Below are 24,842 nucleotides of genomic sequence, written 5' to 3'. Positions count from 1 at the left end.
TTTGCAAATTGCTCCGCCCTGAAGTGTCTGATTTTTTGGAACCTTTGGCGTGATTTTTGGCGAACCGTTCTGGCAGTTCAATTGAAGCAGGTCAGAGATATCTGTCCAGTCGGCTGACTTGTTTGTCCCACTGCCAATGCCAGGGAGCCCGTGTTATCTTGGCACAGATCAAACACTATTAGTCTGGTCACGCCGGACGTAGCAAAAGGGGCTACGGGCAGAACTGTGACCAGAAAACAAACAGGAATTATGATGCAAGCTACACACTGGATAGCCGTCGCTGCGGGTGGTGCACTGGGAGCCCTTCTCAGAGCATTTGTCTATGAGCTGTTTGTGCTGACCCGTAATCCTCATCTGCATCATTTTCCGACGCTGACGGTTAACCTGGTGGGATCAGTTATCATGGGAGTTTGCTGGTACCTGCTGACAGAAAAAGCCATGTTATCACCCACCTGGAAGGTCTTTGTGATGACCGGTTTTCTGGGCGCACTGACCACTTTCTCAACCTTCTCTCTGGATCTGATGAGATTGCTTCAATCCGATCAGCTTCTGACTGCCCTGGCCTATGGGCTTGGCAGTGTTCTTGTTTGCCTGCTGGGAACCTGGCTGGGTTATCAGGGGGTCCGCTGGGCGCTTTAGAACCTGGATACAGGCTCAACCGTTTATCGCTATTTCTGCACCTGCCAGTAGATTGTCCTATGCTTCCGGGGTTTGTTAAGGAAAATATTCTTTAAAGAAAAGGAGGTATAGGATGTATCTTTTTCGAATAATTAGTTCCGTTTTTGTCAGTCTTGTGTTGGTTGCTTCCTGTTGGGGCAGTGTTGATTCACCTGAGCAGAAAGCGCTCAGGTACGCCCGGGAAAATCTCAACAGACTCTATTTTGACTACGTCTTTGCAGAAGAAAACGAGAAGCTGTTAAAAGCCATCATGGTTTCTGTAAGGCGACTTTATGACCACTATGAGCTGGATCATTGGCTGGAAGGCCACTCTGCAACAGGCAATCAGACCGAAGCCCGACAGCAGCTTCTCACCGGGCTGGTCCAGCAGGCAACCCGGCATACTATCGCAAAAATCAATGGTGACGAGGAGCTGGATGGCAGTGATCGTTCCATGTTTCATCTCCTGGAGGCAGTCAGCAATGCGCCATCCATGCGGGAATCCCAGGATGTTGCTCACTGGTTCCACACCCGGCCCTTACTGCTTCAGGGGGTTCTGGCTGAAGATCGCATGGATTCCATGGAAAGCCTGATTCAGGAGGCTGTGCAAAACAGTTTCAGAGAATTCCCGTCCAACCAGCTTTCCCGGGAGCAATTAGCTCAGCAAATCGGTTTTATTCTCCTGGAAATGCAGGAGCGTTTTCTGCGTGGCAAGGTGCTTCGTTCTCTAAGCCACAAGGTAGATCGGCAAAAGCAGAACCCGAAGATTGCCAGAGACCCGGCATTTAGCATTTACCTGTCCCTGCTGACTAAAACCTTTAACAGTCATCCCACCCTCTGGCATACAGACAGCAAACGTCGTCAGTATCAGGAAAATCTCTCCGCGCTGTTTATGAAAGCCACAGATCGTGAAGATTATGGTCATGAGTGGTACCAGCAGATCCGCAGGATTCTGGCTGTTGAAAAGATGGTGCCTGTTACACCACCACCGCCGCCCGTTCAGAATCCGGGCAGCCATCACAATCGGCATGAAAGTAATGGGGAAGCCTGGTATCAACCCACTGTGTTAAAAGCAGCGCTTGGGATGGGGGCTATGCTTGGCGTGTTGACCTGCGCTGCGGTTTACATGGCGATCTCCTTCGAATATGACACAGAATCGGGCATCGACAAACCCGGGCGGAAAGGTCCCCAGGGAAGGAACTTGAGACCTAACAGCGCTGAAGGGAAGCAGGTCAGTTTCATGCAGTCTCCACAGCCAAGGCTATACATCTATTCGTGGGAAGAAGGCGATATCTGGGCAGTAGAAGAGGAAAGACGCCTGAGAAGACAGGAGGAAGAGGCTAAAAGACAAGCCACTCAATCAACTCATCATCAAGACGGGTCAGGGGAGGCATTTGGCTCCATTTTCAGTCCTCCAGGCAGCGGTAATGGCGGCAGTGGTTATGGCAGCTCTGGTGGTTATGGCAGCTTTGGTGGTTATGACAGCTTTGGTACACCCTCTACTGAACAAGTTCAGAGTCGGGATGCGGTCTGGGAATGAAGTCATGTATCTGTTTGATTCTACGTCTGTGTGCCCGACATTGTTCCTGTCTGCCTGCCGGGAGCCAGTCTGGGTTATCAGGGTATCCGGCCGCTCTTTAAACCGAACGCAGCCTGAGCCAATAATTTTTTCAGAACCTGCAAGATGGTTGTCCTATGCTTTCTGAATTTGTCAGGGCGCAGGGGTGCCGGATGTTTTTTTTTCGCGGTTTGTGGTCCGTGTTTTTCAGTCTGATGCTGGTAGTTTCCTGTTGGGGCAGCGTTGATTCACCCGGAGAGAAAGCTGCCAGGAATGCCCGGGACAATATTAACAGACTCTATTTCGATTACGTCTTTGCAGAAGAAAATGAGAGGCTGTTAAAAGCCATCATGGTTTCAGTGCGGCGAATCTATGACCGCGATGAGTTGGATAAGAGGCTGGAATGTCAGACTGCATCTGGCTATCAGACAGAAGCCCGACAGCAGCTACTCACCGAGCTGGTTCAACAGGCCACCCGCCATGCTATTGCGAAAATCAATGGTAACGATGACACGGAAGACAGTTATCTTCCCATGTTTCATATTCTGCAGGCACTGAGCAATGCGCCATCCATGCAGGAATCCCTGGATGTTGCTCATTGGTTCCAGACCAGGCCGGTGATGCTTAAGGGGGTTCTGGCTGAAGATCGTATGGACTCCATGGAGAGCCTGATTCAGGAGGCTGTGCAGAACAGTTTTAAAGAATTCCCGTCTGACCCGCTTACCCGGGAACAGTTAGCCCGGCAACTCGGTTTTATCCTGGTTGAAATGCAGGAGCTGTTTCTTCGGGGCAAGGCGCTTCGTTTACTCAGTTACAAGGTAGACAAGCAAAAAAAGAACCCGCAGATTGCCAGAGACCCTGCATTTACCATTTACCTGTCCCTGCTGACGGAAGCCTTTAACAAGCATCCTACTCTCTGGCATACCGACAGCAAACGTCGTCATTATCAGGAAGACCTCTCCGCCCTGTTTATGAAAGCCGCTGATCGTGAAGGTTATGGCAATGAATGGTACCAGCAGATTCGCAGGATTCTCGATGGTAAAAAGCCAGTGCCTGTTACCCGACCAACGCCCGCTCAGAAACCGCACAGGCATTACTACCGGGATGATGATGAGTGGGAAGGCTGGTTTGAACTCACTCCCTTTAGAGTGGTGCTTGGGATGAGTGTTATGTTTGGCGCATTTGTCACCACCATGATCTGTCTGGGAATGTCTGAACATGAAGCTGAGCAGGGCAGGCAGGAGCGGCGGCAGGAGGAGAATCTGCAAAGGAAATTGGGCAAAACACTCAACAAACCCGGGCGGGAAGATCCGCAGGGAAGGGACTGGAAACCCAACGAAACTGACAGGAAGGAAGTCAAAGAAGCTGCGGAAGGCTTTGAAGAAAAGATCATAAAAAATGTACTGATCCAGGCTGGGGTTCTGAATCCCCTTTTCTGTAACATGGACATAGCTGATATCTACATGCAGATATCGCTGACAGAGCTCTACAGGTATTTAAGGAAAGAACGCTATATCTGGACAGAAAAAGATGAAATTCGCCGACAAAGGGAGCAGGAAGAATATAAAGAACGCCGCAGAAAAGAGCAGGAACAGGCTAATGAAAGAGCCTGGACGTCCTCATACGCTGAAACAACCTCGCAACAAAACGGGTCGGAGTCTTCATCGAGCTTCACTTATAATTTTCTAAGCAGTGATGACGACAGTGGTTATGTCAGCTTTGGTACTGCCACTGCCACTGAGGTACAGGGACGGGATGCGGACTGGAATTGAGGTCATTTATGTGCCTGATTCCATGTTTGGAGGCCCGGCAGTGTCCTCATTTGCCTGCCGGGAACGTCTCAATCTGAACCATTAATTAGTTTTTCGGCACCTGCCAGTGGATTGTCCTATGCTCCCTGAATTTGTCAGGACATTGGGGTGGCGGATGTTTATTTTCTGCGGTTTATGGTCTGTGTTTTTGAATCTGATGCTGGTGGCCACCTGTTGGGGCAGTGTTGAATCACTCGAACGGACAGCTCTCATAGATGTCCATTACGACATCAACGGTCTTTATTTTGGTCACGTCTTTGCCGAAGAAAATAACAGGCTGTTAGAAGCCATTATGGTTTCAGTACGGAAAGTTTATGACCGCTATGAGCTGTATCAGTGGCCGGAAAGTCATTTTGCTCCTGACAATCAGACAGAGCACCGGCGGCAGCTGCTCACCAGACTTGTCCAGCAGGCTACCCGCCATACTATTGCGAAAATCACTGGTAACGATGATATAGATGACAGTTACCGGGACCGTTCCATGTTTCATCTCCTGCAGGCATTCAGTGGTTCTCCTGCCATGGAGGAATCCCGGGATGTTATTCATTGGTATCGAAACCAGCCGGTGTTGCTTCAGGGGGTGCCGGCTGAAGATCGCAGGGACTCCATGGAGAGCCTGATTCAGGAGGCGGTACAGAACAGTTTCAGAGAATTTCCGTCCAACCCATTTTCCCGGAAACAGTTAGCCCGGCAACTCGGTTTTATTCTGCTGGAAATGCAGGAGCTTTTTCTCCGTGGCAGGGGGCTCCGGTCTCTCAGCTACGAGATAGAGCAGCAAAAACAGAACCCGAAGATTGCCGGTGATCCTGCATTTATTCTTTATCTTTCCTTTTTGACTGAACTTTTTAACAGCCATGAAGCCCTCTGGCATAGAAAGAGCCTGGGGAGCAAATGGCGTCAGTATCAGGAAGACCTCTACGCCCTGTTTATGAAAGCCGCTCATCATGAAAATTATGGTATTGAGCGGTACCAGCGGGTTCGCAGAATTCTGGATGGTGAAAAGCTGCTCCATGAAAAGCCGGCCAGGAAATACTACTCGTACTGGAATGACATCAAATACTACCTGTACTGCATTGAAGTGGGCCCAAGGGAGAAATTTACCCTTTGGCTTGTGGTTGATTGGCTGATGATCGTTATTGTGGAAGATTTTGCGTACCGTATACGCCTTCACCAAGGGCAATTCTAATGATTTTGTCTGCACCCACTAGTCGATTGTCCTATGCTTTCTGAATTTGTCAGGGCATAGGGGGGCGGGTGCTTCTTTTTCGTGGTTTATGGTCTCTGCTTTTCAGTCTGATGCTGGTGGCTTCCTGTCGGGGTAGTGTTGAGTCAGTCGGGCGGAAAGCTCTCATAGATGTCCAGTACGACATAAGCAATCTCTATTTTGGTTACGTCTTTGCCGGAGAAAATAAGATGCTGCTAGAAACCATCATGGTTTCCGCACGGAAAGTCTATGACCGCGATGAGCAGTATCAGTCGCTGGAAAGTCATTTTACTCCAGACAGTCAGAAAGAAGATCGGCAGCGGCTGCTTACCAGTCTTGTTCAGGAGGCCATCCGTCATACTATTGCAAAAGTCACCGGTGACAATGGTATGGATGATAGTCGCCCTTGCAGTCCCTCGTTTCATTTTCTGCAGGTATTCAATAGTATTCCTGCTCTGGAGGAATCCCGGGATGTTATTGATTGGTATCAAAATCAGCCGGTGTTGCTTCAGGGGATTCTGGCTGAAGATCGTACGGACTCCATGGAGAACCTGATTCAGGAGGCGGTAAAGAACAGTTTCAGAGAATTCCCGTCTCACCCACTTACCTGGGAACAGTTATTATCAAGATTTGTGGTGAAGAGGGCATTCTATTTTGAGCCACTTACCCGGGTACAGTTAGCCTGGCAACTCGGCTATATTCTGCTGGAAATGCAGGAGCTTTTTCTCCGTGGCAGGGCGCTCCGGTCTCTCAGCTACAAGATAGAGCAGCAAAAACAGAACCCGGAGATTGCCAATGATCCTGCATTCACTCTTTATCTTTCCTTTTTGACTGAGCTGTTTAACAGCAATGACACCCTCTGGCATATAGAGAGCCTGGGGAGCAAATGGCTTAAGTTTCAGGGAGGCCTCTCCGTCCTGTTTTCGCAAGCCGCTAATCATGAAAATTATGGTTTGGAGTTTTACAAGCTGGTTCGCAGAATTCTGGATAGTGGAAAGCTATTCAATAATAAGCCGGTCAATAATAAGCCGGTCAATAAAAAGCCGGTCAATAAAGAGCCAGTCAGGAAAGACTACGTGAACATGATCAGCGATTTACTGGATCGAAAGATCGGACTTGAGCTGATTGCTATTTTTAGCATGCTGATGATCAACGCGGTGGCTCATCTTTTGAGAACTGCACATGTATATGAAATGTTTGTACCAAGGGTATGAGTAGCTGTTTGAGGATAGGCTGCAAAGGACATCAGGCAGAGCGCTCAACCTAATTTACCAGCTTCAGTTGGGATTTTTTGACTCGTTCCCATGCTCCAGCGTGGAAACGAGTTGTTGGGGTTTATTTTAATGACTTTTTCAGCCTCCTAGGAGCCTGACCGAGAACAGCGCAACCAGACCAACAGAAGTTTTCCCAAATCTTAAAATGAGCAAAAAATATCCAATTATTAGTGGGATTTTGCTCATTTTTGCATATTTATGCCTTCTCACAGCCTCTATGCTGCCTTTTTAGCCTCTTTCAAATCTTCAAGACGGATTGACCTCGTGGAAGCCGCTTTTACAAATTTTTTGATATTATGCGCAGTGCATACCAGTGAAAATTCCGCTGAAACTTTTTCTTTGCCGCGGAGACTGAACCCTCGGAAACCAGATTCTTTTATCTGTCCAAATGGTGGCTCCGCAATAACTTTACGACGCTCATATATGGCTTTCGCACCGGCTGTCTCCATTTTCTTATTCATAGCCTGACGTGCTTTTTCAAACTTATCGGTACGGATAACCCTGCCAGCCTCTTTCTTTGAATCACTGCAATTCCGACGATAAGGGCATTCCCTGCATACCGTCTTGTTTGCCCGGTAGCTTTTTCTTTTGCTTTTGCTGGCCGGGTTCGTTACCAGCTTTTCCCCTGCCGGACAGATAAATACATCAGCTTCGGAATCATACGCAAAATCCGCTTTGACAAACTTCCTGTCAGAGCTTTCAAGGTCGTCAGCGGCAGGCTTCTCCGCCTTGTCGGTTGCGATATAGGCATCAATCTCATGTCGCTCGACTGTATGTAAGTTTGACCCTGAAAAGTAACCATTATCCATACTCCACTTATCTACAGCCGCGCCATCAGTGGCTCCTGATAATGCCCTCAGCGCCGGCTCCACTTCCTGTACATCGTTGGCGTGTTGGCTGACATGCTGGCCAACAATGATCTGGTTATCGGAATCAACTGTAATTTGAGCATTGTAGCTGTACTCACAATACCCCTTCTTGCTCATCACGCGGGCATCGTGATCTGCAAAACTGATCTGCTTTTTGTCGTCTATTGGTTTGTCTGGATTTAAAGCTTTTTCACGTTCTTCAAGTGCTTTCTTGGCCTCTTTGATTTTTTTCAGGCGCTCTTCTTTAAACTGGAGGTCTTCAGGAATGCTGTAACCATTGGTTGCTTTGTAGGCGTCATCTTCTTCCTGATCACACTGACTGGCTTTTTTGATCAGCTCATCCACTTCGGCACTGAGTTCTGCCTCTTTCGCTTTGAGCCTCCCGTAGCTCATGGCCTTGTGTTTTGAGCTGTTGGCTTTGAACTTGGAGCCGTCCAGGCTGATATGACCCAGTGATGCCATTTTGAGTTCAATGGCCAGTTTGACTGACTGTTTGAAGCAGTCATGGAAAAACGACAGATTATCCTTACGAAAGTCACCAAGAACCCTGAAATTCGGGCAGTTCATTTGTGAGATATACATGAACGCCAAGTCTTGTCGACACCGTCGCTCAATCTCACGGGAACTGAAAACACCATGGCTGTATGCGTAGATCAGAATAGCGACAATGAGCTTTGGAGGGTATGCGTGCTGACCAAGGTGGTGATATTTTTTTTCGACTTCAGACGTATTAATGTTCTGAAAAATGCTTTCATAAATAAAACAATCATGATCTTTGGGAAGCAAATCGAAAACGTTGGTTGGGAACAGCAGATGCTGATCAAACTCAACAGGACTGTCCTTAAACTTTGGTGGTGGTGACATTTGGCATAATCAGAGTTGGTTTAAGGCTTATCATAACAGATAAGCCTATTCTCGGTCAGGCTCCTAGTTGATTGTCCTATGCTTTGTAAATTTTTCAGGAAATAGGGGGGCAGATGCTTCTTTTTCGTAGTTTATGGTTTCTGTTTTTTAATCTTATGCTGGTGGCTTCCTGTTGGAGCAGTGTTGAGTCACCCGAGCAGAAAGCTCACAGGAATGCCCGGCTCAGTGTCAACGGCCTCTATTTTAGTTTCGTCTTTGCCGAAGAAAATAAAAGGCTGTTAGAAGCCATCATGGTTTCAGTGCGGCAAGTCTATGACTACTATTATCAGGATCTTTGGTCGGAAGGTCACTCTGCAACAGAGAATCGGACAGAAGCCCGACAGCAACTTCTCACCAACCTCATCCAGCAGGCTATCCGGCATACTACTTCGAAAGTCATTGGTAGCGAAAAGGTGGTTGACAGTCACCCAGACTGTTCCATGTTCCATCTCCTGCAGGCATTCAGTAATGCTCCTGCCATGGAGGAATCCGGGGATGTCGTTCATTGGTATCGAACCCGGCCTGTGTTGCTTCAGGGGGTCGTCGCTGAAGATCGTATGGACTCTATGGAGAGCCTGATTCAGGAGGCTGTGCAGAACAGTTTCAGAGAATTCCCGTCTAACCCGGTTTCCCGGGAACAGTTAGCCCGGCAACTGGGTTTTATAGTGGTGGAAATGCAGGAGCTTTTTCTCCGTGGTAAGGCGCTCCGTTCTCTTAGCCACACGGTGAACCGCTTCAAACGGATACCGGAGATTGCCAGTGATCCTTCATTTGCTTTTTTTCTTTCCTTTTTGACTGAACGGTTTAACAGCCATGACACCCTCTGGCATACAGAGAGCGGGGGGAGCAAATGGCGTCAGTATCAGGAAGACCTCTCCGCTCTGTTTATGAAAGCTGCTGATCATGAAGATTATGGTATTGAGTGGTACCAGCAGATTCGCAGGGTTCTGGATGAAGAAAAACCGGTCAGTGAAGAGCCTTTCGGGGCTGACAATGATTGGGAACATTGGATCAAACCTGTGATCATGATTCCGTTTTCCTTGGTGGTCATCTTCACGGTGGTATCAATAGTGAAAGATATATGTGAACCGGAACCTCCGCGAAGAAGAGCTAAAAGAGGATAGGCTGCAAACGTCAGCCAGGGCCCCCGTTTCGCTAAACAATTTCCACAATTAAACGTTCTGCCCTGAATTCATTGGTTTTTTCTCTGCAGCTGCCATTACCTTGTTCTATGCTTCCTTAATTTGTCAGGACACAGGGGTGTTGGATGCTTGTTTTTCGTGGTTTTCTGTTTTTGTTTCTCAGTATGATAGCGGCGGCTTCCAGCTGGAGCAGTGTTGAGTCAATCGAGCAGAAAGCTGAGAGGAATGCCCGGAAGAACCTCAACAATCTCTATTTTGACTATGTCTTTGCCAAAGAAAATGAGGGGCTGTTAAAAGCCATGATGGTATCTGTCCGGCAAATCTATGACCTTTATAAGCCGAATCAGTGGCCGCAAGACCAACTGGTTCCAGACAATCAGAAAGAAGCTCGACAGCAGTTTCTTACCAGACTCGTCCAGCAGGCTGCCCGCCACACTATTGCGAAAGTTAACGATAAATTGGACGACAGTGACCCGGACCGTCCCATGTTTCATCTCCTGCAGGCATTCAGCGATGCTCCCGACATGAAGGAATCTCAGGATGTCGTTCACTGGTCTCAAACCTATCCGGTCATGCTTCAGGGGGTGATGGCTGAAGATCGTCTGGACTCCATGGAGAGTCTGATTGAGGAGGCTGTGCAGAACAGCTTCAGAGAATTTCCCACCAACCCGCTTTCCCCGGAGCAGTCAGCCCGGCAACTCGGTTTTATTCTGCTGGAAATGCAGGAGCTTTTTCTCCGTGGCAAGGCGCTTCGTTCGCTTAGCTTTAAGGTAGACAAGCAAAAACAGAACCCACGGATTGCCAGAGACCCTGCATTTAACATTTACCTGACCATCCTGACTGAAGACTTTAATAATCATCCCACCCTCTGGCATAAAGACAGCAAACGTCGTGACTATCAGGAAAACCTCTCTGCCCTGTTTATGGAAGCGGCTGACCGTCAGGATTATGGTCTTGGGTGGTATCAGCAGGTTCGCAGAATTCTGGATGGTGAAAAACGGGTCAGTAAAAAGCTGGTCAGTAAAAAGCCGATCAGGCAAAGCCATCAGGATGACAATAACTGTGAACGCTGGTTTAAAATTGGGGTGATCGCTTCGGCAGGCGGCATGGTCATCAGCATGATCAGCATAATGGCCTTTTTGATGGTCGATGAATATAAAATGGAACGCAAGTGGCGGCAAGAGGAAAAGCTGCGAAAGAAGCTGGGCAGAGCACTCAACAAGCCCTGGCGGAAGGATCCGAAAGGAAGGGACTGGACACCTAACAGAAGGGACAGGAAGAAGGTAAGAGATATCATCGAAGGCTTTGATCGAAAGATTTGGGAAAAAGTCATGATCAGAGCCGGGGTTCTGGATCCCCATTTCTGTGACATGGATCTGGATGATCTCTATATGCAGTGGTCGCTGGCAGATCTTTATAGCCATTTGAGACAAGAAGAATATATCCTGACAAGAGAAGATAAAATACGTCATGAACAGCAGCGGCAAGAAGCGGCTGAAAGAGCCAGAGCAGCCGCCTACACTGCAACAACCCATCAACAAAATAAGCGCAATACCCTATCCAATTCCGGCTTCAGTTGGGATTCTTCAGACAACGATGGTGGTTTTGGCTTTTCCAGCTGGGATACACCGACCACTCTTTCAGTTCAGGGTCTGGAGGCTAGCTGGGATTGATTATTTAAAGCTTTGTCAGCTGATTTATTTCAGTAAACAATTTCCGCCATTAAAGGTTCTGGCCATGGATTCATTGTTTTTATTCCGCAGCAACCACAGTTGCTTGTCCTATACTTTCTAAATTTGCCGTTTGACAGGGAGGTCAGATGTTTTTTCTTCGAGAATTATTGTTTGTGTTTCTCAGCTTGCTGCTGGTGGCTTCCTGTTGGGGCAGTGCTGAGTCACCCGAGCAGAAAGCCGCCAGGAATGTTCGGGATAACCTGAATAGTCTCTATTTTGATTACGTGTTTGCCGAAGAAAATGAGAAGCTGTTAAAAGCCATCATGGTTTCGGTTCGGCGAGTCTATGAGCAGGATCAGGAGGCGCAGGACCGCTTTTTCCCAGGCAGTCAGACAGAAAACCGACAGCAGTTTCTGACCAGACTCGTCCAGCAGGCTGTCCGGCATACTATTTCGAAAGTCACCGCTAGCGACAATCCGGACCACCCTATGTTTCACCTTCTGCTCAACAAAGCACCTGGCATGGAAGAATCCCCGGATGTTGCCCGTTGGTATCGAACGCGACCTGTGTTGCTTCAGGGGGTCTCGGCTGAAGACCGAACGGACTCAATAGAGAGCCTGATTGAGGAGGCAGTGCAGAACAGTTTCAGAGAGTTTCCGTCCAACCCGCTTTCCAAGGAAGAGTTATCCCGGCAGCTCGGTTTTATTCTGGTAGAAATGCAGGAGCTTTTTCTCCGTGGCAAGGCGCTTCGTCATCTCAGCTACAGGGTCGATGAGCAAAAACAGGACCCGGAGATTGCCAGAGACCCAGCCTTTGTTCTTTACGTTTCCTCTTTGACTGAACTGTTTAACAGCCATTCCACCCTCTGGCGTACAGACAGTGAACGTCGTCATTATCAAGAAGATCTTTCCGCCCTGTTTATGGACGCCGCTGGTCTTGAAGGTTATGGCACTGAATGGTACCAGCAGGTTCACAGAGTTCTGGAGGGTAAAAAGCCGGTCACCTACCACCCACGCAGTGGTTATAACCTTGATGGTCTCAATTATAAAGTACTGTTCCTTTCAGGCGCCTTGCTCGGAGGTTTTTTAACCGGCGTGATGGGTATAGTCATTGCTCATGGCCAGAGGCTATCACAAAGAGAGCAATGGACATGGGAGATTGAACAGGCGGAGGAGTTGCAAAGAAAGTTAGGCAAGGCACTCGAGCTGGAAGATCAGGAAGGAAGGGACCGGGAGCCTGACAGGAGAGACAGGAAAAAGATCGGAGAGATTATGGAAGGCTTTGATAGAAGGGTTACGGAGAAAGTACTGATCAGGTCCGGGGCTCTGGATCCCTATTCCTGTAACGTGGATATTAATCTCAGCATGCAGATATCGCTGATAAAGCTATACGACTATTTGAAGGAACGCAGGTATCTCTTGACAAAAGAAGAGAAAAGACGCCGGGAGATGGAGATGGAGATGGAGATGATGCAGGAAGAGGCGGATGAAAGGGCCCGAACAGCCACCTGCAGCGGAACTAGCCATCAGCAGGGGAGGGCGACCACACATTCACCCTCCAGTAGTTCTTCAAGTCAGCAAAAAGCAAGTGGCTGTTCCAGCTGGCGTACCCCAAGGACTTCTGAGGTTCAGTGTCGCAAGGCGACCTGGAGCTGAATGGCACCATTAAAAAGACTCCCCAATAAACAATTTCCGCAATTAAAGAACCTGCCCCTTGTGAATTTACAGACTTTCCTTATTATTGATGTTTCACGGAGATCTGCTCAGGATCTCTGCGCTCGTCCTGGTTCAGGACCCTCAGAATTGTTCAAGACATAAGGTTACGGAATTCACATGCTGGATCCCAAATACGTTCGCAGCCACCTCGATGAAGTGGCTGCCTTGCTTCGTAAAAAGCATTTCGAGCTGGATGTAGAGCGACTAAACGCTTTGGAAGAGCGTCGCAAGTCCCTGCAGATTCGCACCGAACAGCTTCAGAGCGAACGTAGATCCGGGTCGAAGGAGTTCGGCAAGATCAAATCCCGGGGCGGTGATATCTCCGAACTCAAGGCTCGTATGGACCAGCTCTCTGCGGAGGTGAAAGAGTCCGAGCATGAACTGTCAGCCCTGCAGGTAGAACTGAATGACTTGTTACTGGGGGTTCCCAATCTGCCCCATGAATCAGTACCGGAAGGAGCTGATGAAGAAGACAATGTTGAAGTGCGTCGCTGGGGGACCCCGACTGATTTCCAGTTTGACATTAAGGATCACGTTGATCTGGGTGAGCCCCTGGGTCTGGACTTTGAAACCGGCACCAAACTGTCTGGTGCACGTTTTACACTGATGCGTGGTGGCATTGCCCGACTGCATCGTGCCCTGGCTCAGTTTATGCTGGATGTTCAGGTTCAGGAACATGGTTATGAAGAGGTCAATACACCGGCTCTGGTTCATGATACCGCTCTGCTGGGGACTGGACAGCTGCCAAAGTTCAGTGAAGATCTGTTCAAGACCGAATGCGCTGAAGCTGAGAAACCTTTCTACCTGATTCCAACCTCCGAAGTGACCCTGACTAACGTCGTGCGCGAAAGCATTCTGGATGCCACTGAACTGCCACTGAAACTGACGGCACACTCTTGCTGTTTTCGCAGCGAAGCAGGCAGCCATGGTCGTGATACCCGTGGCCTGATCCGCCAGCATCAGTTTGAGAAAGTGGAAATGGTTCAGGTAGTGCATCCGGAAAAGTCGTTCGAGGCCCTGGAAGCCATGACCGGTCATGCTGAGGCTATTCTGCAGAAACTGGGACTGCCTTATCGCGTAGTCGCGCTCTGCGGCGGTGATCTTGGCTTTGGTGCCGCCAAAACTTACGATCTGGAAGTCTGGCTGCCGGGTCAGGGCAAGTACCGTGAGATTTCTTCTGTCAGTAACTGTCTGGATTTCCAGGCTCGCCGCATGCTGGCCCGTTTCCGTAATCCCGAAACCGGCAAGCCGGAACTGCTGCATACCCTCAATGGTTCGGGTCTGGCAGTGGGCAGAACGCTGGTGGCTGTTCTGGAAAATTATCAGAATGAAGACGGCTCCATTACTATCCCGGAAGTGCTTCAGCCTTACATGGGTGGCGTCACTGTCCTGGGCAGATAGTTCTGAAACAGATAGTTCTGAAACCAGAGCACCTTCAGGTGCTCTGGGTCACAGGCTCCGAGACCAGGTTCTTCAACCACCGTCGTGAGAATACTCTGAACAACACCATCATAGCCTTAAACAGCTCTTCAAACAGGCTGAAAATAAACACCAGGTACAGCGGCAGTCCCCAGTGCGCTGCGAGCCAGGCCATGGGGATGCCAATCCCCCACATGGCAAAGGTGCTGATGATAGCGGTGGCTTTGACATCGCCGCCACTTCTCAGCAGACCAAGAATTCCCATCAGGTTGATAACCCGGATACATAAGCCCACACTGGCTACGATCATTGCCTCCTCGGCCATAGTCATGGTAGGGCCTTCAAAGTTTCCGAACAGGGTGACTACATCCGTCCGGAAAACGATCAGCAGAGTACCAATAAATAGCGCAATAAAGGGTGACATGATCAGCATCATCCAACCCTGTCGCCAGGCTCTCTCAAAACGGCAGGCTCCCAGTTCCTGACCCAGAATAATAGAGCCGCCCACACCGAATCCGAGAAACAGTGAAATCAGGATGGCCTCGATAGAGGAGATCGCTGACATGACTGCAAGCTCATTGACACCAATACCGGCATAGATGACGCTGTATATAATCAGACCAAAAGCCCAGGAACCGTCCTGGAGCACGATGGGAACACTGACTTTGAAATAGCGAATCAGCTCTTTCGTTTTCAGGCCCAACTCTAAATCCTGTTTTTCGGGAATCAGGTAGCTTCTGAATTGTTTGATGTACCAGAGCAGAAGGACTGTCTGGAAGAGTCTGGACAGGGTTGTTCCCCAGGCCGATCCGGCAACGCCCAGTTCCGGGAATCCAAAGTGCCCAAAAATCAGCACGTAATTCAGGAATACATTCACCAGAATGGCATAAAAGCCAATGAGGGTGGGTGTTCTGGCATCGCCAGATGCTCTCATCGCGGCTTCCAAAGGTACGACAATTGCCGCACAGATAATCGAAGGGGCGGTAATCAGGAGGTATTCAATAGCCAGTCGGGTTAGCTCAGGGTCGCGGGTTGAAAGCCCGATCACGACATCAGGCAGCAGCATGTAAAAGGCCACGATAGGTACCGTGATGAGTACTGAGGTCAGCAGCGATTGCACCAGCGTTCTTCGCAAGCCCGCAGGATCGCCCGAGCCGATAAACTGTGAGGCCAGAATACTCATACCGCTACCCAGAGAGGCAGTCAGAATCAGGTTAAAGAAAAAGATTCGGTTTCCCAGGCCCACCGCAGCAACGGCTGTCTCACCCAGCTGACCGACCATCAGAATATCGATGAGTCCGAGCAGGGAAAACATCATGGATTGCAGGGAAACAGGCAGGGCGAGGCGCCAGAGTTTATGAAAAAACTCCCTGTCCGCACTAAAACTTAGTGAAGCGGATGTATTCATGCAGTTCCTGATAAAAAGGGTATTAAGTACTCAACCCTACGAAATCATATTTTCTGACTTATTGCTCAGGCACTCGCGGCAACTGCTCCTGCGTTGCTCTAGCTCCTGCATCCATGCAGTCGTGATGCGTTGCAACTCTGGTCACATAGCTTGCTATGTTCCCGTCGTTGCGCCTTGCAGAGCACCTGCCCAATAAGCCAGAAATATTCGATTCCGTATGGCTGAGTACTTAGACTGTTCTAGATTCAGTCTTGAATTATTCGGCGTAGATTATATGAACTAAAGTATCGCTCATCTGCTGGGAAATACCGAACTCTGAAGTGAGACAACCAGGCATTGGATTTTAAGGCTTTAAAAGAGGGTATAAGGATCAAATTTATTCTTATTAAAGGATAAGCATTCACTGGTATAATGCCGGACAATGAGAGGAACAGGTTCAGTATCAGGTTAAGCCGCTGAAAAAACCGTTTCCCGGATACAATAATGATAACTGAAAGAGAGTCGTCCGAGTGGATTATTTGCCATTATTCCTCGAAGTTCGTGATCGTCCCTGTCTTCTCGTTGGGGGGGGGGACATTGCCTTGCGCAAAGCCAGATTACTGTCTGATGCGGGTGCGATGATTCAGCTGGTAGCGCCCGAAATTCACCCGGACCTGATGACATTGATCAATGCCGGAGATCATCAGTTCCGGCAGAAAGCCTTTGAGCTTTCTGACTTGAAAGGCGTTTGTCTCGTGATTGCAGCAACCGATGATCCTGAAGTGAACTCGGAAGTGGCCCGGCAGGCAAAGCTGCAAAATTTGTTTGTCAATGTCGTCGATGACGCTCAATCCGGTAATGCCGTAATGCCTTCTATTGTGGATCGCTCACCGGTTATGGTGGCTTTCTCAACGGGAGGAAAAGCACCTGTTTTAGCGCGAATGCTGCGACAGCGATTGGAATCCATCTTGCCGGCGGGCTATGGCCGTCTGGCCGAAATGGCGGGGCAGTTTCGTGCAGAAGTGTCCCGGAAATTCAGCCATATTAATGATCGCAGATATTTCTGGGAGCGCGTGTTAACCGGGAGCGCTGCGGAAAAAGCCATTTCCGGTGATGTTGAAGCAGCCCAACGTTTAATGGCAGAAGAGCTGGCCAGCTCCGAACCGGTAACGACCGGGGAAGTCTATCTGGTGGGTGGTGGGCCAGGCGACCCGGACCTGCTGACATTCAAAGCGCTGAGGTTGATGCAGCAGGCTGATGTCGTGTTGCATGACCGACTGGTTTCAGAACAGGTATTGTCACTCTGTCGTCGGGATGCGGATTACATTTACGTAGGCAAGAAGCGCGATCGACACACCCGCCCCCAGGAAGAAATTAATCAGCTACTGGTGGATCTGGCAAAAGAAGGTAAGCGGGTGTTGCGTCTAAAAGGAGGAGATCCATTTATTTTTGGTCGGGGAGGTGAAGAGATTGACTCTCTGGCTGAAGAGAATATTCCTTTTCAGGTGGTGCCGGGTGTTACGGCGGCATCCGGCTGTGCCAGTTATGCGGGCATTCCCCTGACGCACAGAGATCATGCTCAGTCTGTAAGGTTTGTAACCGGTCATCTTAAAGACGACAGCTATAACCTGAACTGGCAAGAAATGGTTGACACTTCCCAGACTCTGGTTTTCTACATGGGTCTGATGGGGCTGCCACGAATCTGTGAAGAGTTACACAAACACGGGCGCAGTTCAGACACACCCATTGCTTTGATTGAGAAAGGAACCACCCAGAAACAAAGGGTATTCACCGGAACTCTGGAGACGATCTGCAGTATTGTTGAAGGGAATGCTGTAAAGGCACCCACTCTGATAATTGTTGGCGATGTGGTGCAGCTCCACGACAAGCTTAAGTGGTTTAATCCTCAAACTTCTTAGTTCAAACAATACATCCCCCACCCACTGCATTCCCGCCCTTTGCGCGGGAATGCATCAGGTTATAAGTTCGACAATATGGCCAGAGTGGCCATGACACCCAGAGCAGTCGTCACTGCGGCTTTACCTGCTGATGAAGTGGGCAGGACTGTCATATTTGTAGTTGATGAAGTGGGTACGACGGTCATATTTGTATTTGATGAAGTTGGGAGTGCTGTGGTCGTAACTGTGTTTGATAAATTGGAGGCCGCTGCCGAACTCATATTGACGGCATTGAAGAAGGCTGCGAAACCTGCAGCTGAGTCAAGGGGCGGACTGACTGGCTGGCAGACTTCTGAAACAAAGAAGAGCTCACCTTCGAGGTTGACCAGCCCGGCGCAGGCAGTGGCCGTGGAAGCATTCATGGCGGTCCAGATATTCACGGTTGTTTGAGTGGGAATTGGCCAGACACTGGGTGAACTTACAACTTTTTCGCACAGTTTTTGTTTTTCCGCGTCGTCCAGTGTTATGTGTGCTGCTTTCAAGCTGAAGCGTTTCAGAGGTTGCCACCATGGTTTGACTGCCTGAAGGTGGTTACAAACCAAATTCAGAGCAAGCAGTCCACTGACGGTCAGAGCGGTCTGTGTTGTTTTGATCTGATTACCAATCAGGTAAAAAAGAGGAAACTTTGTTTCCTTATCTGCGGTACCAACAAGTACAAACCCTCCCTTGCGAAGAGGGTCGAGTCGTGTGATACCCTCATTGGAAATATCAACAGTGTTTTTGAACACATCCATGGTGATTCTGGGGCCTAGTCTGAACTCTCCCGCCTCTGCCATATCGCCCCGGAATGTGTTCCCAGTCACAGTCAATAACCTGGACTGGTACTTGATGGCGGGAAGATTGATTAATATTCCCTGATCGGGAATAAGATTGGAAAGAATGCCGTTGTGAAGCCCGGTGTATTTTTTCCCAATGACCGTGTTATTGGCGAACTGTAGACCTGGACCTCGATACCAATAAGTGGCGGATAAATTCAAAGGTAACTTGCAATCCAGGTTAACTGCTGCCCGAACAGGAAGATGGAATACGTTTTCTTCTAATATCAGTCTGCGGTTATAACACTCTGCAAAAACAATGGAGTCAATTTTGGGGAGGTTATTCTCCCAGGTTGGCCGGAAAGTAATGTGTCGTATATTACTTTTTCTTCTTTCTTCGAAGAGGAAGTTATCAGGGGCTCCAATCCTGATCATACTACTGCCTGTAAATCCTGGCCGATTCTCGATAACGATTTCATGATCGACCTCGGCAGGTCCAAGAATGTCCTGACCGTCTTTCAAACGAATTTCACCGTCAATAAAGTATTTAGCGGTAATTTTACCAGGCGCCGAGGTCGTTGACGGAGGCGGCATCGCTGTGGTGCTATTTGACTGAACCATTGAGGAAGAGGTCATATTCATCGAAGAGCTGGTGGTGACATTGGCAGTGGTTGGGGCAGTGGTTGAGGTCTGCACGGTTTCGGAGGAGAGCAAAATAACAGTGTTCTCGGGAATCCGTTCGATCAGCTTGTTTAAATTCTCTGTCGGGTCAGCTTTGAGAACAATACACTGTCGATTGTAAACAAGGTCGCTATAAAGGTTCACTACTGCATCAACCCCTGAAAGACGGTCGCACAATTCAGTCGGAAGGAGGGGGGGAGCAGAAGGGGTTACACTGGGTGATCGAGTTGTGTTCTGTGCCTGCAGAATCAGAGCCTGTGACAGGAGTACAAGAGCGATTAAGCAGGTTGAATAATACTGTAGCTTGGTCATGTTAAGGACTCCCGATAAGCCTAGGAGCCTGACCGAGAATAGACTGCCCTACTGCGGCGGCAGCAAATTGGTCTGAAAATCCGCTTTTGTTCGTCAAATAGCTCGCTATTCTCCTCACAAAACCGAATTTTCATCCTCAATTTTCTGCCGTCCTCGCTACGGGCGCTATTCTCGGTCAGGCTCCTAGATAGGAAGCCTAGACTCCGCATTTATACTTATCCATTAATATGGTTAAGATGTTTCAGGAAAAACAGTTGGATTTTTCTTACTACCCTCTCTTCAGTGCTCTTGCCCGGACAGCCAGCCCGGACTCCAGAGCTATTTCATATCACTCGTTTTGCCCTCGACGGGAATGTCTATCTCCCGAGATGATGTGCGGATTCCCGGGCCGGGACCACCCATAGTACCTGAAAGCACGGGAATCAGAATAAACGCAGGGTACATTTATGTCAGGGCCTGGTTGCATAAGACTATAGATTCAACAATACAGCCAGAGTGGTTATAACACCCAAAGCAGTCGTCGCGGCGGTTAAACCTGCAGTTGAAGTGGTCACAAAATCAGAGTCGTCTATACCTGCTGATGTGGTGTCAATAACAGCAGGGGCAGCAACTGTCGGGCAGTTTGCATCATTATCAAAGTAGAGCTGACCCTGGATATTGGTCAGCCCGGTCAGAACAGAAGCTGTGGAATAATTGATGGGAGTCCAGGTATTCACGATCTGGTTGAGTGTCGGTCTACTGGTCGTTGCCATGCCGGCGGTTGAACTCACGGATCTTTGGCACTCAGTTCCGAGCGGTATGGGGTCAACTGCTATCACTGGATGAAATTCGCTGTATTGGTTCCACAGAGCCGTTCCCAGAAAGTCGTTACAGGCCAGGGCCAGTCCAATGCTGTAAGAGATGTTTATATTTTTCGTTGTGACGTAGATATAATTACCAGCCAGTTTAAAGCGAGAAACTTTACCGCCAAACCGATCACCTATAAGAGCGAATCCCCCTCGTCGGCCTGCATATCCTGTTGCAATTTCGTAACGCGTTATGCCTTCAGTATCAATGGTAACCGTGTTTCTGAAGATATCAATACTGTTTTCGGGCCCAAGCTGAATCTCAGCCAATTGTGAGGTTTTGCCCCGGACTGTGTTCTCAATTATTTCGAGTTTGTTTGACTGTCTGGTGATGTTACCAAGATTAATGATTATTGCTGCCTCGGGAATCATACTGTGCTGTGTTGTGCGGATGGTTTCACCTATGACCTCGTTCTTGGCGAAACGCAAGCCTGGACCCGTTTGCAAATTGTTGGCGGATGCATCCAGAGATGTAGAGCATCTCATGTCGACTGCGGCAAAGGTAGGGAGATATAAAACGTTGTTTTCTATAGCCAGTGTCCGGTTATAACAGTTTGTGTGAAAAATAGAGTAGATTGGATTATCGGGATTAGCTCCGGTTGGCCGGAAAGTTATGTGTTTTATATGATTGTCTATTGTTTCGCTAAAATTGAATCCGCCATTGTATTCAACTCCAACCTCGATCATGTTTCTGTCTGCAAAACCTGGATGAAGCTTGATAACAATTTCATAACCGTCATCAGCAGCCCCGATGATGTCCTGACCGTTCTTCAAAGTTATTGCATTGGCGATAAGATATTCAACAGTGGGCTTACCTGTCACGGGGGCAACGGTTGGAGAAGTTGTTTTGGAGGAAAGCAAGATAATGGTGTTATCAGGAATCCGTTTAATCAACTCACTTAAATCATCTGCAGGGTCGGCACTGAGAACAACGCACTGTCGTCCGCTAACAAGACCAGGGTACTGCTTAAGCCGTTGTTCAACCCCAGTCGTTTGACCTCTGAGAGAGCTACATAATTCCCTTGGAGGGGGAGTTGCAGTAGTAGGAGCTGCAGTTGACGATTGAGCTGTAGCTGTCGATTGAGCTGTAGCTGTCGATTGAACTCCAGCTGTCGATTGAACTGCGGCTGACGATTGAACTGCGGCTGACGATTGAACTGCGGCTGACGATTGAACTGCGGCTGTCGATTGAACTTCGGCTGTCGATTGAACTGCGGCGAACGGTTGAACTGCGGCGAACGGTTGAACTGCGGCTGTCGTTTGAACTGAGGCTGTCGGTTCAACTGCCGTTGTCAATTGAACTGTGGTTGTTGGATGAACTGAGGTTGTCGATTCAGCTGCCGCTGTCGGTTGAAGTGCTGCTGTCGGTTGAGCTGTGGTTGTTGGATGAACTGCGGTTGTAGGTTGAGTCGTGTTTTGAGCCTGAAGGTTCAGGGGCAGTAACAGAAATACAGGAGCGATGAACAGGGCCGAATGGTGCCACAACTTAATCATTTTCAGGACTCCTTGGAAAAGTCGTTAGGAAGACTAGACGCTGTGTTTATACTTATCCATTAATGTGATGATGGTGTTGCAAGAAAATAGATGGATCTTTTTGTCAATCCTCTCTTTAGTGCTGCTAATCAGAGTATTAGCCTTGATTCCTGAGCCTTTCATATACAGGGTGCGGGCATGCTCTTTTAACCGAGGAATCAGCTCAGGCTATAGATTCAACACTATGGCCAGAGAAGCTATGACCCCCAAAGCATTGGTCACTGGAGTTGTACCCGCTGATGAAGCAAAGGATTGAGGCTCTGTCATGCAGACAGCTGAGTCAAAGTAGAACTGACCCTCGACGTTGGTCAGTCCAGTCAAAGCAGTGGCTTTGGAATCATTGAAGGGAGTCCAGGTATTCACGATCTGGCAAAGTGTCGATGCATTGGTCGTTGCCATGCCGACGGTTGAACTCACAGACCTTGGGCACTCATCTGCCAGTGGCAATGGATCAACGGCTTTCAGGGGGAAATCTTCGTTGTCTACTTTCCACAAAGTCATTCCCAGAAAGTGGTTACAGGCCAGCGCCAGATCAAGCTTGTCATAGATAGTTAAAGCTGTCGTTGTGACGTTGATGTTGTTACCAGCCAGATTAATGAGAGGCGCTTTTCTATAGGCAGAAACGAAAAGACCTTTTAAAGCGAACCCTCCTTCAATTCCTGTACGAATTTCGCCAGGTGTCTTGTCTTTATTATCAATATCAACAGTGTTTCTGAAGATATTAATATTGCTTCCGGATCCAATTGCAATCTGAGCCAATTCCGAGATTTTGCCCCGGAATGTGTTACCAATTATTTCGAGTTTGTTTGACAGGTTATTGATGTTGCGAAGATTAATGAATATTGCTTTCTCGGGAATCATACTGAGTTTTGTTGTGTGGATGGTTTGACCAATGACATGATTATCAGCGAAACGTAAGCCCGGGCTCGTGTGCAAATCACTGGTGGATGCATCCAGATTCGCAGAACAATTAATGTTAACTGCGGCCCGGACAGGGAGATAAAAAACGTTGTTCTCTATAGATAATGTCCCAGAATAGCAGTTTGTGTGGACAATAGCGTCAGTTTGAGTATCTGGATTAACTCCGGTTGGCTGGAAAGTAATGTGTTTTATATGACTGTCTGCTGTTTCTCCAAAATTGAATTCGTCATCGTAGTGAACGCCAACTCCGATCATGTATTTACTTGTAAAGTTATCATGAAGCTTGATAACAATTTCAAAACCGTCATCAGCAGCCCCGATGATGTCCTGACCGCTCTTCAAAACGATTGCATTGGCGATAAAATATTCAACAGTGGGCTTACCTGTCACGGGGGCAACGGTTGGAGAAGTTGTTTTGGAGGAAAGCAAGATAACGGTGTTATCAGGAATCTGTTTTATCAACTCACTTAAATCATCTGCAGGGTCGGCACTGAGAACAACGCACTGTCGTTCGCTAACAAGATCACTGTCGTCGATAAGCCGTTGTTGAACCCCCGTCGTTTGGCCTCTGAGAGAGCTACATAATTCCGTTGGAAGGGAAGTTGCGGTAGCGGCATTTACCAGGCAAAACGATAAATCCAACGCATCCCGAAATTCAGTTCTCGAAGAGCAATTGGCTGTTAACACACGTGGGTCTGCATTTTGGCAAAAAAGTTGATCATTGGGGATAGATCCAAAATTCCTTATATTGCCATTGACATAGCTGTTCACCGCATTGGTCTTGGTAACCTTTGTTCCACTATTTCCCCCAGCCCCGATCCCGGCTTTTGAAAATCCACGCTTGGTGGCTCCGACATGGCTGTTCACCGCCATGGTGTTGGCAACCTTTCCTGTATTTGTAACAAACGCCCCCCCGATGCCGGCGTCTGCATACCAACCCTCGGTTTTGGCATTGCTGTTCACCGCAGTGGTTTTGTCAACCGTACCGTGAACCTCCCCCCCACCGATGCCGGCATCTGCATTCGAACCCGAGGTTTTGACCGAGCTTTTCACCGCCGTGGTGCTGTCAACCTTTCCCCGGTAATACAACAACCCCCCTCCGATGCCGGCTTCTGCTTGATTACCCTCGGTTTTGACATGGCTGTTCACCGCCGTGGTGTTGACAACCGTTCCTTTAACCACCCCCCCACCGATGCCGGCGCATGCCTTGAAATTCTTGGTTTCGACCCTGCTGTAAACCGCAGTGGTGTTGGCAACCGTTCCTTCAACCCACCCCCCCCCGATGCCGGCATGTGCATGCTGACCCGAGGTTGTGACACTGCTGTTCACCGCCATGGTGTTGGCAACCTTTCCTGTATCTGTAACATACCCCCCCCCGATGCCGGCGTTTGAATCCGAAGCCTTGAGTAAGACATGGCAGTTCACCGCCGTGGTGTTGTCAACCATTCCTTTAACCACCCCGCCCCCGATGCCGACGCGCACACGCCTCCCCCCTGGGTTGTCAATACGAACATCTTTCGCCCGGATATTACTGACTTTGCCAGTATCATCAACAACACAGGCTGCTAACCCGGTCGTCTTCCAGGAAGTTATATTGGCACCCGTAAAGTGAAGGTTCCTGATGCTGCCTTTCAGAGTGTCTATAAAACAGTCAGACAGGCCGCTGATGGTACGGCACTGCCCATAGTACTCCCCGGTGAATGGATGGGTATCATTGCCAATGGATTGATAGTCTTTAGTGACAACAATATCCGCTGTCTGTTGATAGGTACCGTTTAGTGGATATTCTCGACCAATCTTGCTCAGGTCTTCTGCATCATTAATCTTTATGGGGGCTGTTAACGCTGTAGTGGGTGTAGATTGAATGGTCAGGGCCAGTAACAGAAATTCAGGAGCAATGAACAGGACCGAATAGTGCCGCAACTTAATCATTTTCAGGTCTCCTTGAAAAGCCGACAGAAAGCCTAGTCGCTGTGTTTATAGTTATCCACTAATAGGATTAAGGTGTTGCAAGAAAACAGATGGGTCTTTCTGTCAATCCTCTCTTTAGTGCTGCTACTCAGGGTATTAGCCATGACTCCTGAGCCGCTCATATAAGTACCTAACCAGTTGGTTTCGCATATTCTGGACGGCGGCTTTTTCCATCCTTCTGCGTTCCAACTCTGGTTGCGTAGCTATGGCTACGCGCCCGTCGTTGCGCCTTGAAGGATGAAAAAATCCACTCG

At 48.7% G+C, this 24,842-nt stretch carries 16 protein-coding genes; 10 read left to right on the top strand and 6 right to left on the bottom strand.

All coding sequences use genetic code 11. From position 1 onward, the window contains the following. Window positions 1-249: 249 nt before the first annotated feature. The 5 genes from crcB (at window position 250) to ACO6VG_RS20875 (ending at window position 6,444) form a co-directional block, all read left to right on the top strand. The gene (gene crcB, locus ACO6VG_RS20895; RefSeq protein ID WP_422134050.1) at window positions 250-639 is read left to right on the top strand and encodes a fluoride efflux transporter CrcB; all 390 of its coding nucleotides are present in this window, start codon (window positions 250-252) and stop codon (window positions 637-639) included. A 112-nt stretch (window positions 640-751) separates the two neighbouring features. After that, window positions 752-2,197, top strand: a complete 1,446-nt coding sequence (locus tag ACO6VG_RS20890; RefSeq protein WP_422134049.1) for a hypothetical protein — start codon at window positions 752-754, stop codon at window positions 2,195-2,197. Between the two features lie 191 nt (window positions 2,198-2,388). After that, complete coding sequence (locus tag ACO6VG_RS20885; protein WP_422475476.1) at window positions 2,389-3,987, top strand: hypothetical protein; 1,599 nt, start codon at window positions 2,389-2,391, stop codon at window positions 3,985-3,987. A 154-nt stretch (window positions 3,988-4,141) separates the two neighbouring features. After that, entirely contained in the window at window positions 4,142-5,212 is a 1,071-nt protein-coding gene (locus tag ACO6VG_RS20880) for a hypothetical protein (RefSeq protein WP_422412841.1), read from the top strand. A 68-nt stretch (window positions 5,213-5,280) separates the two neighbouring features. Next, on the top strand, window positions 5,281-6,444 hold the full coding sequence (locus ACO6VG_RS20875) for a hypothetical protein (RefSeq protein ID WP_422475474.1): 1,164 nt from the start codon (window positions 5,281-5,283) through the stop codon (window positions 6,442-6,444). Window positions 6,445-6,719: 275 nt separating this feature from the next. Here the strand turns inward: ACO6VG_RS20875 and ACO6VG_RS20870 are convergent, their stop codons facing one another. Beyond that, window positions 6,720-8,237 (bottom strand): IS1182 family transposase, encoded by a 1,518-nt coding sequence (locus ACO6VG_RS20870; RefSeq protein ID WP_422132798.1) that lies wholly within the window; start codon window positions 8,235-8,237, stop codon window positions 6,720-6,722. A 113-nt stretch (window positions 8,238-8,350) separates the two neighbouring features. On the opposite strand from ACO6VG_RS20870, the gene ACO6VG_RS20865 reads away from it, so the two are divergent. The 4 genes from ACO6VG_RS20865 (at window position 8,351) to serS (ending at window position 14,207) form a co-directional block, all read left to right on the top strand. Then, window positions 8,351-9,400, top strand: coding sequence for a hypothetical protein (locus ACO6VG_RS20865; protein WP_422475472.1), 1,050 nt, complete (start codon window positions 8,351-8,353; stop codon window positions 9,398-9,400). 143 nt (window positions 9,401-9,543) lie between these two features. Then, window positions 9,544-11,091, top strand: a complete 1,548-nt coding sequence (locus ACO6VG_RS20860; RefSeq protein ID WP_422134044.1) for a hypothetical protein — start codon at window positions 9,544-9,546, stop codon at window positions 11,089-11,091. 146 nt (window positions 11,092-11,237) lie between these two features. Continuing rightward, entirely contained in the window at window positions 11,238-12,746 is a 1,509-nt protein-coding gene (locus tag ACO6VG_RS20855) for a hypothetical protein (RefSeq protein WP_422475470.1), read from the top strand. A gap of 177 nt (window positions 12,747-12,923) precedes the next feature. Next, window positions 12,924-14,207 carry a serine--tRNA ligase gene (gene serS / locus ACO6VG_RS20850; protein ID WP_422475468.1) on the top strand — a complete coding sequence of 428 codons (1,284 nt, stop codon included), beginning with the start codon at window positions 12,924-12,926 and terminating at the stop codon, window positions 14,205-14,207. Between the two features lie 34 nt (window positions 14,208-14,241). Here serS and ACO6VG_RS20845 read toward each other — a convergent pair whose 3' ends face one another. Beyond that, window positions 14,242-15,633, bottom strand: a complete 1,392-nt coding sequence (locus ACO6VG_RS20845; RefSeq protein WP_422134041.1) for an MATE family efflux transporter — start codon at window positions 15,631-15,633, stop codon at window positions 14,242-14,244. A gap of 509 nt (window positions 15,634-16,142) precedes the next feature. Here ACO6VG_RS20845 and cysG point away from each other — a divergent pair. Next, on the top strand, window positions 16,143-17,531 hold the full coding sequence (gene cysG, locus ACO6VG_RS20840) for a siroheme synthase CysG (RefSeq protein WP_422475466.1): 1,389 nt from the start codon (window positions 16,143-16,145) through the stop codon (window positions 17,529-17,531). A gap of 59 nt (window positions 17,532-17,590) precedes the next feature. Here cysG and ACO6VG_RS20835 read toward each other — a convergent pair whose 3' ends face one another. The 4 genes from ACO6VG_RS20835 to ACO6VG_RS20820 form a co-directional block, all read right to left on the bottom strand. Next, window positions 17,591-19,318, bottom strand: coding sequence for a hypothetical protein (locus tag ACO6VG_RS20835; RefSeq protein WP_422134039.1), 1,728 nt, complete (start codon window positions 19,316-19,318; stop codon window positions 17,591-17,593). 470 nt (window positions 19,319-19,788) lie between these two features. Next, window positions 19,789-21,057, bottom strand: coding sequence for a hypothetical protein (locus ACO6VG_RS20830; RefSeq protein ID WP_422475464.1), 1,269 nt, complete (start codon window positions 21,055-21,057; stop codon window positions 19,789-19,791). A 5-nt stretch (window positions 21,058-21,062) separates the two neighbouring features. Beyond that, window positions 21,063-21,446 (bottom strand): hypothetical protein, encoded by a 384-nt coding sequence (locus ACO6VG_RS20825; protein ID WP_422475462.1) that lies wholly within the window; start codon window positions 21,444-21,446, stop codon window positions 21,063-21,065. A 418-nt stretch (window positions 21,447-21,864) separates the two neighbouring features. Further along, complete coding sequence (locus tag ACO6VG_RS20820; RefSeq protein WP_422475460.1) at window positions 21,865-24,549, bottom strand: hypothetical protein; 2,685 nt, start codon at window positions 24,547-24,549, stop codon at window positions 21,865-21,867. Window positions 24,550-24,842 lie beyond the last annotated feature (293 nt).

Origin of the sequence: Endozoicomonas sp. ALB032 (genome assembly GCF_049310125.1) — a bacterium.
Taxonomy (GTDB): domain Bacteria; phylum Pseudomonadota; class Gammaproteobacteria; order Pseudomonadales; family Endozoicomonadaceae; genus Endozoicomonas_A.
Note: the sequence above shows the minus strand (reverse complement) of the source record. Positions and strands in the feature narration are given on the sequence as shown.